Below are 9,380 nucleotides of genomic sequence, written 5' to 3' on the forward strand. Positions count from 1 at the left end.
GGCGGGGATCTCCCGGTTTGAGCGCATCAGTACGTTTCTTGCCGTGCGCCTGCTGCCCGCTTGGTTGTTACAAGCGCTGTTCTGCTATGGACGGAATGCGGACGCCACGGCGGCCATTCTGTTCTCCAGCGGCAGCGAAGGGCAGCCCAAGGGTGTGATGCTGAGCCACCGCAACCTGATGGCCAATATCAAACAGACCTCCGATGTGCTCAATACTCAGCACGACGATGTGGTCATGGCCTCGCTGCCGCTCTTTCATGCGTTCGGTTTTACCGTCACCCAGCTACTGCCATTGATCGAAGGGCTGCCGCTGGTCAGTCACGCCGACCCCACCGATGCCCCAGGCGTCGCCAACGCGGTCGCCAAGCATAAAGCCACCATTATGTTCGGAACCTCCAGCATGCTGCGCCTGTTCAACCGCAGCCCAAAGGTACAGCCCGCCATGCTGGAAAGCCTGCGTGTTGTGGTGGCTGGTGCCGAGAAACTGGATGACAGCGTACGTGAAGGGTTTGCGCACAAATTCAATAAGGCAATTTATGAAGGCTACGGCGCGACAGAAACCGCTCCAGTGGCAGCCGTTAACCTACCCGACGCCGTCGGCGTTCACTACCAGCAGGTTCAAAAAGGCAATAAGCCCGGCACCGTGGGTATGCCGCTCCCCGGCACCAGCATTAAGGTCGTCGACCCTGAGCGCTTCGAGGAGCTACCCACCAACGAGCCAGGCATGATTGTGATTAGCGGGCCGCAGGTGATGCAGGGCTATCTCAACGACCCCCAGCGCACCGAACAGGCCCTCAAAAGCTTCGACGGCCAGCGCTGGTACGTTACCGGCGATAAAGGGTTTATTGATGAAGATGGCTTTTTAACACTGATCGACCGCTACGCCCGTTTTGCCAAAATCGGCGGCGAAATGATCAGCCTCAGCGCCGTCGAAGCCGCGGTCAGAGCGGTCGTCGACGACCCCGACATACCGCTGATGGCCGTCAGCCTGCCCGATGCAAACAAAGGTGAACGTATCGTCCTACTGCGCGAAGCACCGCTAGACGCCAAAACGCTCAAAACCGCCCTACGCAGCCACGGCACGCCCGCGTTAATGATTCCCAGCGACTGGCTCACCGTGGAAGAGATACCTCGTTTAGGGTCAGGAAAAGCAGACTTTGCTGGCGCGAAACGGCTTGCCGAAGCGCAGTTGGCGGCCGACGTCCGTCTATCACCTTAGTAAACAGGGCAGCGGCCTAGCCGCTGCCCTTTCTGGTGAACTTACTCAGCGCTGCCGTCCGGTGCGTCATTTGAGTCGTTTGACTCACCGGTTTGTCCAGTCGCACCTTTCTGTTGGCCGCTTGATTGTCTGGCATGCTCACCACGCGCAATATCATGGTGGCTAATCACCACCACGTCGCGGGGCCACCATTCCGGGTGTTCGTCGCGGATATAGGCCATTAACTTCTCACGCACGTTCATCTCAGCGGTCCAGCCTGCCATTGGGTCGGAAGTCATTAAGTAGCAGGTGACCGTTTGCGCGTGGGCAGTTTGACCGGTGACGTAGCAGAGCAGCTTATGATGCTCTATCACGCTATCCTCCTCCTTGGCGAAGTCTAAAAACTTCTCGCGCACCTGGGAGATATCCGCGCTTAGGTGCAGGGTTAACTCCATAAAGCGATACATTTTGGTGCTCTTCACCGAGAGGTTTTCAAACGGCTTGGAGGTAAAGTAGGTGACCGGCACAATTACCCGCCGCTCATCCCAGGAGCGTAGGCGGATGAAGGTGTAGAAAATCCCTTCCACATAGCACCACTGTCCTTCAAAGATCACCAAATCGCCAATGCGGATGGGTTTGGCCAGCGAGAGCTGAAACGATGACAGGATATTACCCAGCACCGTCTGCCCCGCGATGCCCACCAGCACCGCCAGCACACTGGCCGAGGCCAGAATGGAAAGCCCCAGGGATTCAAACAGCTGGATTTGCCCCAGCACATACACCGAAACCGCCACCACGGTGATTAAAATAATCACCCGGCGCAGGGCGTAGAGTGAGGTCAGCAGCCGGCGTTTGTCTTTGGGTTTGGTATCGTCGATTTCCCCCACCAAGCGGCGGGTCATGCGCAGCATGATGGTATCGACCAGCCGTAGCGCAATGGTGCCTGCGCCCCACGCCATGATACTAATCAGTAGCACCCTAAACGTCGTGGTCGCTACCGCTGAAAACGACACAACGTAATCCAGCAGCATCTGGGTGACCAACGACATCACAATCATCGCTACCGGTACGCCGATTTGATCAGCAAAAATGGTGGAAATACCGGGAGGCAGAATGCGCGCAATAAGGCCTACCAAATAGTAAGTAGCGATACCCGTGACGCCAATCGTGATCAGAAAAATAGGGATCGCCAGCCACTCCCAGACCTTCAGCACGCCAAACGACGCTTTGAGCTGCTCGGGAATGTAGCTCTCTAGCATGGAGGGTCCGTACTCTTCATACAGCGCAGGAATCGACGAGACGCTCTCCGGCATAATGAGCCATATGGGGTCTTCTTCGCCTACCCGATAGCGCCCTAGCCGCACATCGTAGGCCTGCCCTTCTATTTGCAACGCGGCCAACTCAATGTTGCGCCGTGGCTCACCAGCCAAAGGATTTTGGCCAGAAGGATCTTCAATGGCGGCATCTTGGCGACCCGGCAGGTTAGAGGCGTTCAGCCACTCACCTCGTCGTAATACCTCTGCCAGTTGCTTGGCTAGCTCCGTACCCCGCGCGGGCTGCTCGCTAGGGTCGATATCTGCCAGATTCAACAAATGCGCCGCATCGGCGTAATTTTCATCGTCGGTGAAATTCAAAAAGCTGCGGATGGTCTCCCGGGGCGACATACGTTTCGCCTCTTCAGGCACCTCATCCAACCCTGCGTTGATCGCATCCATGGTGAACCAACGCGGGTCCTCGCTCTCATCGCCTTGCGTTTGCGCCATGCCAACGCTAGAGAACAGTAGCGTGACAACCAGCACACCCCAAACGGGCCACGAGCTGTAATTTTTCATACTTGCCTTATTCAGTAAAAGTGAGCCAATACCCGCCATCAACCAACGGCTTGTGCCGCCCGCCCACTTAAATCAGAGGGCTATCCGTGTCGATGGTTGGTCAAAGTACAGACCACGTTACCTTATCCGGCAAGCAATAGCGGCTCTAGCGCTTGTTGGCGTATGGAGGAGGCAAGAAATGACAGCTTAGTTTTTCACTCCGTTTTCCAAATTGCCTAAGCGGTTAAACGCGTCGTCATACAGCGCGGTGAGCAACAACTCGCCCTCTTTATTGACGCGAAACTCGCCGTAATGGGCCGCTTCATAGCGCTTGGCGTGGCCCTCCTGAAAGAAGAAGGCGTTGGTGGCAAAGCGCGCCTGCCCATGGCGCAGGCGAAACTTTAAGCGCCGCTCATCCGCGTCTAGCGGTGTGCCATCGTCTATTCGCTGGAAGTGAGCAACTCGAGCGCTATCGACACGGACGACCACGTCACCGTTCATAGAGGTTGGGAGATTTTCAGCGCGCTGATATAGCTCGCTTTGCAGGCGGTGCGCCAGGGCAAAGTTTAGCGCCATATAGTCGCCCTGCATTAGGGAGCGGGGGTCGACCGGGGCCAGTTCCAGGTAAACCACCTCCCCTTCCTCGATATGTCGCTCCTTCTGCCAAATGGCGTTGTTGACCACGACCAACACCGCCAGCGTGGCCAGCATCACCACCCATCGAAAACGCCTAACGCTAGCGGCCATGGTGTTCACCTCCTTTTGTTGTCGCTAAGCGCCAGCGTTGCAACCCCCAATGCAGCGCTAACAGCGCGAAGCCCAGCACACACAGCAGCGCTGCCTTATGAAGTAGCGAGATATCTAACCAGTAGTAATAGGCGCTGACCGCCGCTAGTAGAAGAAGTATGCCGCTGGCCATTAACACCCGATGGCTAATCGCAACGCCCAGCAGCAGCACCGCGATGCCGCTACTCAGCCCAGGCGCAAAATAAGAGAGCACCGCCACCAGCAAGGCAGCACCATACGCCGCCCACCTCATACTGCTTGAGGTCGAGTGGCGGCTCAGCGCCGTATGTACCACCCATAACAGCGCCACGCCTGCCAACGCCGTGCTGATGCTGCGGCTGAGCATCGGGGAAATCGCATCAATTTCAACAAAGTGGCCTAACCATAGCGCCTGCCCCGCATGGGCAACGCCTTGCAGCATAAGCACGCCCACTAACAGGCCCACGCCCCAGGCATGCATATCACTCAGGCGCTCCGGCCAGCGAAACTCGTTCAACCACAGCCCCACCAGCGCTAATACCACAAAGCCACTCGCCACCTGCGTCAACCCACTGGCGGCAAGCGAAAACTCCAAAGCAAGGCACGCCAACACGACGGCCACAAAGCGGTGAAGGCGACTTGGCATCCCCCATGCCACGGCCATTTGCATGATCACCAGTGCCCAGCCCAAGCCCACAGAAAAGCTAAGCGCATCCGCTAGCGGCCACGCGATCAACAGCTGCCCCACCAAGCTAAACGCAAGCGCCATATGCTCCATCACATCGCTGCCGGGTGAGCGTCGCAGCAGCGCATACGCGCCTAGTACCATCAATCCGCCGACCAGGAGTGCCGCGAGCGGGCTTTCCAGCACCCACACTACGCCGGTGGCGATAAACCCCAACAAAAACAGCGCGGCCAGCCAGCCCGATAGCGCTTGAACGCCGCGCACGAACCAGGGCATAGAATGCGTGGCAGTGGCCCGCTCATTCAGAACCACTCCCGCTTGCGCGAGTGCTTGCTTCAACGGTGAATATTGTTGGCTCATTGGATAGCCTCACGCTGTAGGCGTTTTAGCCACGCTACGGCTGCCGCTCCTAGCGCAAATACCGTCACGGCAACGATCAGCAGTCCGCCTGGATCGCCTTGCCCCTCCCACATCACCATGCGAGCCATACAAAGCGTCAGCACGGCGATAACCGATACGCAGCCACCGGCCAGCATAAACAGATCCAACCGCCACCAACGGTAAACGCCATAAAGCGCAGCCAACCAAACGGGGTAAAGCAACGCGCTTGGCGTGACGCCAAAGGTGAACCCAGCCACCCAACTCATCATGAGCAGCGTGATGGGTAGGCCACTGCCCAGCGCCAGCGTGCGTATTGCCCAGCGCCCTGGCCAGCCTCGTCGCTGGGCGCCCCACTCCCACACTGCTTGCGCCGCTACGTTGGCTGCCCAAAGCCCCCATAAGCCCGACTCCCCGGCGAGAAAGCGGCCATTCACTCCCCAGCCCCATACGCTGGCATGCAGCCAAATCGCCAGATTCCCCACGCCCAGCCATACCAGCCAAAGCGGGCTAAAACGCGCCGCCCATACCCACGGCAGCCCCAAGAGGGCCCAGGCGAAAAAGAGCTGCCACGGGTCTGCGCCGGTTTGGTATACCTGCCCTACTAGCGCCAGCAGAACGCCCAGCAGCACAAAGGCAGCGGTCAGCGCGACCTGAACCACCCGGCGGCTGGCTGGCCACCAAACCGCTGCCCCAATGGCCACCAATAGCGCCGCTTGCACCAAGCCAAAGCGCAGCCAGTGGCCCATCGCCACCCAGTGGTACGCCACGAAAAACAGCACCGCAAAGGCCAGTGCTAAGCCGCCTAGCCACAGCAGCAGCCTATCGAGCAGTGCCGCCCAGGCGTGAGGCGCAGGATGCAGGCCTGCCACGCTCACGGCCTTGGCTACCTGCTCAGGGGCCATCGCCCCTTGCTCAATCAGCGAGACGAGTTCACGGCGGTTCGTGGTCACAGAGGTTCCTTATGCACAGTTTTTATGCACAGTCGTTGTATCTACCGGTATTCGCAGCGCTGCGTTATACATTCGTTAAACTTGCGAGATAAACTCTTTAACACCCTGTGATGTTCCCGTGACGAGGAACTCCGAGACTAACAGTGAGCCTACCAACCCGGCAGGTCTTCTCTCGGAGAGTTAAGCACATGAACAAGTTCACTACTCTGGCAGCATTATGCCTATTCAGCCTGATGGCAATGGTCAGCCATGCAGAAGAGATGAAAAACGATGGCGGCATGATGCAAGACAATATGCAATCCGATGGCATGAGCCACTCCATGGACGACATGAGCATGGAGAGCGATCACATGGACTCCACCGACAGCATGAAAGAGTAACGCCCCTTTCGAGAGCCAGGAAGCTATGACGCGAAACGTACTGATCATCGAGGACAACCCAGGTATCGGCGAGCTGGTTCGTATGCACGTGGCCGAGCTGGACAGAGTGCTGAGGCTGGAAATGGAAGCAGACAACTATCTCACGAAGCCATTCAGCGTGGCAGAGCTTTCCGCCCGGGTAAAAGCGCTGTTTCGGCGAGTGGATGCCATGGCTTCCGCCTCACTTGAAAAAATCAGGGCGTATCTTTCTGCCTGCGTCTACCGGCTCATTCACCGTGTAAAGCCTGAGCCGAGAGCGCTAAGCGTGGCACAAAAAAACGCCCACCGACGTCGGTGGGCGCTTGTGTTGATGCGTGTGTGAATGCTTTAGCAGCGTGGCGAATTAACCAAACACACGGCGCAGGTGTGTACGGTAAGCGGCTTTATCACGCTCTACATTCGGCACCTTCATCACATCATTGGCAATAAAGGTCGGCTGAGCCGCAAGGCCAATAAACTCCTGAGACTTGTGGAACGGGAAGTAAACGCCATCCACCCCACGGCCTTCAAAGAAGTTATCCGGCTCGTCGAACGCTTCAATCGGCGCGTTCCAGGTCAGCGACAGCATGTAATGGCGGCCTTGCAGTAAGCCACCGCTGCCATACTGCTTGGTCGGGTCTTGGCGAGAGCGGCCATCGCTGGCGTACAGAGAGCCATGACCTTCAGTGAAGACTTCATCAATGTAGCGCTTTACGGTCCAGGGGGTGCCCATCCACCAGCCGGGCATTTGATACACAATGCTGTCCGCCCAGAGGAAGTTTTGCACTTCGGTGGCAACCTCATAGCCCTGCTCGATAACCGTTTCGCGCACTTCATGGCCTAGCTCTTTCAGCGTATCCACCGCCACGGCATGCAGGGTATTGTTGAGTTCACCGCCAGAGTGGGCAAACGCCTTACCACCATTGATCAACAGTATCTTCATTGCTTAAACCTCACCGTCTATCGTGACCGCCCCGCTTATCAAGGGTGGGCAGGGCATTAAGTGGCGGCTATTGTGCAGTGCAAAGCAGCCGAGAAAAACCAAGGAGTCGGCAAGATACTTTTGCGCTAATATCAATAATTGTTTAGTCATGGCGCACCCCCAAGCCACCTATGAAAAGCACCTTGGAAGAGCAGCAAGCGTTTATTACCGTCGTGGATTGCGGCTCGATCACCGCCGCCGCCGAGCGGTTGGGCATTACCGTTTCCGGCGTCAGCCGTGCGCTGAACCGCCTGGAGCAGAAGCTCGGCACGACGCTGCTGCGCCGCACGACCCGCCGTTTGGAACTGACCGAAGAGGGGGACACCTTTCTAGCCCACTGCCGATGCATCATCGCCGCCGTGGAAGAGGCCGAAGAGGCCCTGCTCGACCGTCACGACCAGCCCCAGGGTCGGCTGCGGGTTAACGCCGCTCCCAGTTTTATGCAGTTCGTGATTGTGCCGGTGATTGGCGAATTCCGCGCCCGCTACCCTGGCATTACCCTAGAGCTGGATACCCATGACCGCTTTGTGGATTTGCTGGAGCAGCGGGTAGATCTAGCCATTCGCATTGGCGCATTGGAGGACTCCTCCCTTCACGCCCGCCCCCTTGGCCATAGCGCACTGCGGGTGCTGGCTAGCCCCGCCTATTTAGCCCGCCACGGCACGCCGCAGCAGGTAGAGGAGCTTTGCCGCCATAGCCTGCTCGGTTTTAGCCAGCTCGACCACTTGAACCACTGGCCGCTGATCTGCGCCGATGGTAAGCGCTTACATATCACGCCCACCCTCGCTGCCTCCAGCGGCAGCACGCTGCTGGAGCTCGCACTCAAGGGTGAAGGAATCGTGTGTTTGGCGGACTTCATGACCCGCGCGCCCCGGCAAAACCGCACCTTGGTAGAGGTACTGCCCGACCACACCGAGCTCGTCACGCAGCCGATTAACGCGGTTTACTACCGGCAAGCCACCCTGTCTCAGCGTACACGGCTGTTCATGGATTTTTTAGCCGAGCGGCTCCCCGCGCAGTATGCCCACGGCCCGTGAGAACGCTAAGCGCCGCTTGCTTCGCTTTGGGTAAAACTCGGCCACTGACCTACACTGGGTAGGCAACACAGGAGGCCGTTGCTTGGCGGAACGCACATCATCCCATTAGCCAAGCATGGCCATTCGCTAGATCAGCATAAGGAGCATGCCGTGACAGCCACCCACACGCATACCTATCAACGTGGACTGCCCCTCTTCCATGCGGTTTTTCTGGTGGGGTGCCTACCGCTGTTTCTAGGCGCAACGCTCAGCGACTACGCCTACTCCAACAGCTACCAAATACAGTGGGCGACCTTCGCCTCCTGGCTCAACGCAGGCGGGCTAGTGTTTGCCGGGCTAGCGCTGATCAGCGCGCTGATTAGCTACTTCCGTGCCCAACCGCGCAGCATTATGCTGCTGATCTACCCAGCGCTACTGCTACTGACCTGGGTACTCGGCTTTGTGAACGCCCTGATACACGCACGGGATGCCTGGGGCATGATGCCGATTGGTTTTGCGCTCTCCCTGGTGGTCACCATCTTTGCGGGCACCGCCGTTTGGGTCGGTTTTTCCCGCTTCGGCCACGGAGGCAAACCATGAAGGATGCCATCAAACACCCTCGCCTTTACGCCGCGCCGCTCTGCCTGCTATTGGCGGCAGGCAGCGCCAGCGCCCAAGAAATAACGCGCTACGGCCCCAACCCCACGCTGCCCGAGCCTTCCCGTGGCCTGCTGCCGGATATGAGCGTGCCCGAACCCGCCGAGTGGGGCGACACCCTACCCAGCGTGCCGGAGGGCTACACGATTACCGCCATTGCCACCGACCTGCAGATCCCCCGCCAAACTTTGGTCCTGCCCAACGGCGATATTTTGGTGGCAGAAGGCAGTGGCGGCAGCGCGCCGCAGCTCAAACCGAAGGACTTTATTGCCGGGCTGATTAAATCCCAGGGCACCACCTCGGTGCAGAGCGGTAATCGCCTGACTCTGCTGCGCGATGCCGACGGCGACGGTCGCTATGAAGAGCAAACCACCTTCTCCGACGACCTCAACGCCCCTTACGGCCTCGCGCTGGTGGATAACAACCTCTACGTGGCCAACCAAGATGCCCTGGTGCGTTTTGACTACGAAGAGGGCCAAACCCAAGCCAGCGAGCCACCGGAGGTAATTACCCAACTCCCCGCCGAGATCAACCACC

10 protein-coding genes and 1 pseudogene are annotated in these 9,380 nt (G+C 58.4%); 6 read left to right on the forward strand and 5 right to left on the reverse strand.

The features are described from left to right. Nucleotides 1-1,219, forward strand: a 1,219-nt coding sequence (locus BIS10_RS15150; protein ID WP_253506334.1) for an AMP-binding protein, incomplete at its 5' end; no start/stop codon positions are given. A gap of 41 nt (nucleotides 1,220-1,260) precedes the next feature. Here the strand turns inward: BIS10_RS15150 and BIS10_RS15155 are convergent. From BIS10_RS15155 to BIS10_RS15170, 4 genes are all read right to left on the reverse strand, one after another. Next, nucleotides 1,261-3,030: a mechanosensitive ion channel family protein gene (locus tag BIS10_RS15155; protein WP_253506337.1), complete on the reverse strand. Its 1,770-nt coding sequence runs from the start codon at nucleotides 3,028-3,030 to the stop codon at nucleotides 1,261-1,263. Nucleotides 3,031-3,216: 186 nt separating this feature from the next. After that, the gene (locus tag BIS10_RS15160) at nucleotides 3,217-3,756 is read right to left on the reverse strand and encodes a GDYXXLXY domain-containing protein (protein WP_253506340.1); all 540 of its coding nucleotides are present in this window, start codon (nucleotides 3,754-3,756) and stop codon (nucleotides 3,217-3,219) included. Further along, nucleotides 3,746-4,819, reverse strand: coding sequence for a DUF4401 domain-containing protein (locus BIS10_RS15165; RefSeq protein WP_253506342.1), 1,074 nt, complete (start codon nucleotides 4,817-4,819; stop codon nucleotides 3,746-3,748). Before BIS10_RS15165 ends, BIS10_RS15160 begins: the two co-directional genes overlap by 11 nt. Continuing rightward, on the reverse strand, nucleotides 4,816-5,790 hold the full coding sequence (locus BIS10_RS15170; protein WP_083025049.1) for a DUF2157 domain-containing protein: 975 nt from the start codon (nucleotides 5,788-5,790) through the stop codon (nucleotides 4,816-4,818). Before BIS10_RS15170 ends, BIS10_RS15165 begins: the two co-directional genes overlap by 4 nt. Before the next feature lie 188 nt (nucleotides 5,791-5,978). Here BIS10_RS15170 and BIS10_RS15175 point away from each other — a divergent pair, with 188 nt between their 5' ends. Next, nucleotides 5,979-6,170 (forward strand): hypothetical protein, encoded by a 192-nt coding sequence (locus BIS10_RS15175; RefSeq protein ID WP_083025047.1) that lies wholly within the window; start codon nucleotides 5,979-5,981, stop codon nucleotides 6,168-6,170. A gap of 25 nt (nucleotides 6,171-6,195) precedes the next feature. Beyond that, the gene (locus tag BIS10_RS19065) at nucleotides 6,196-6,531 is read left to right on the forward strand and encodes a hypothetical protein (protein ID WP_392567186.1); all 336 of its coding nucleotides are present in this window, start codon (nucleotides 6,196-6,198) and stop codon (nucleotides 6,529-6,531) included. A 21-nt stretch (nucleotides 6,532-6,552) separates the two neighbouring features. Here BIS10_RS19065 and BIS10_RS15185 read toward each other — a convergent pair whose 3' ends face one another. Then, complete coding sequence (locus BIS10_RS15185; protein WP_083025045.1) at nucleotides 6,553-7,131, reverse strand: NAD(P)H-dependent oxidoreductase; 579 nt, start codon at nucleotides 7,129-7,131, stop codon at nucleotides 6,553-6,555. A 170-nt stretch (nucleotides 7,132-7,301) separates the two neighbouring features. On the opposite strand from BIS10_RS15185, the gene BIS10_RS15190 reads away from it, so the two are divergent. From BIS10_RS15190 to BIS10_RS15200, 3 genes and pseudogenes are all read left to right on the forward strand, one after another. Continuing rightward, nucleotides 7,302-8,207 carry a LysR family transcriptional regulator gene (locus BIS10_RS15190; RefSeq protein WP_253506345.1) on the forward strand — a complete coding sequence of 302 codons (906 nt, stop codon included), beginning with the start codon at nucleotides 7,302-7,304 and terminating at the stop codon, nucleotides 8,205-8,207. 150 nt (nucleotides 8,208-8,357) lie between these two features. Continuing rightward, nucleotides 8,358-8,786, forward strand: a complete 429-nt coding sequence (locus BIS10_RS15195) for a DUF2231 domain-containing protein (protein ID WP_253506347.1) — start codon at nucleotides 8,358-8,360, stop codon at nucleotides 8,784-8,786. Further along, nucleotides 8,783-9,380 (forward strand): annotated as a pseudogene (locus BIS10_RS15200) (sorbosone dehydrogenase family protein); the annotation flags it as partial. The gene BIS10_RS15195 and the pseudogene BIS10_RS15200, both read left to right, overlap by 4 nt.

This window comes from Halomonas sp. 707B3 (assembly GCF_024158645.1).
Lineage (GTDB): Bacteria > Pseudomonadota > Gammaproteobacteria > Pseudomonadales > Halomonadaceae > Vreelandella > Vreelandella lionensis.

Bases quoted from the DNA above. Each gene is read 5' to 3' on its own strand.
- BIS10_RS15155 (WP_253506337.1), bottom strand. From the start codon at position 3,030: ATGAAAAATTACAGCTCGTGGCCCGTTTGGGGTGTGCTGGTTGTCACG.
- BIS10_RS15160 (WP_253506340.1), bottom strand. From the start codon at position 3,756: ATGGCCGCTAGCGTTAGGCGTTTTCGATGGGTGGTGATGCTGGCCACG.
- BIS10_RS15165 (WP_253506342.1), bottom strand. From the start codon at position 4,819: ATGAGCCAACAATATTCACCGTTGAAGCAAGCACTCGCGCAAGCGGGA.
- BIS10_RS15175 (WP_083025047.1), top strand. From the start codon at position 5,979: ATGAACAAGTTCACTACTCTGGCAGCATTATGCCTATTCAGCCTGATG.
- BIS10_RS19065 (WP_392567186.1), top strand. From the start codon at position 6,196: ATGACGCGAAACGTACTGATCATCGAGGACAACCCAGGTATCGGCGAG.
- BIS10_RS15185 (WP_083025045.1), bottom strand. From the start codon at position 7,131: ATGAAGATACTGTTGATCAATGGTGGTAAGGCGTTTGCCCACTCTGGC.
- BIS10_RS15190 (WP_253506345.1), top strand. From the start codon at position 7,302: ATGAAAAGCACCTTGGAAGAGCAGCAAGCGTTTATTACCGTCGTGGAT.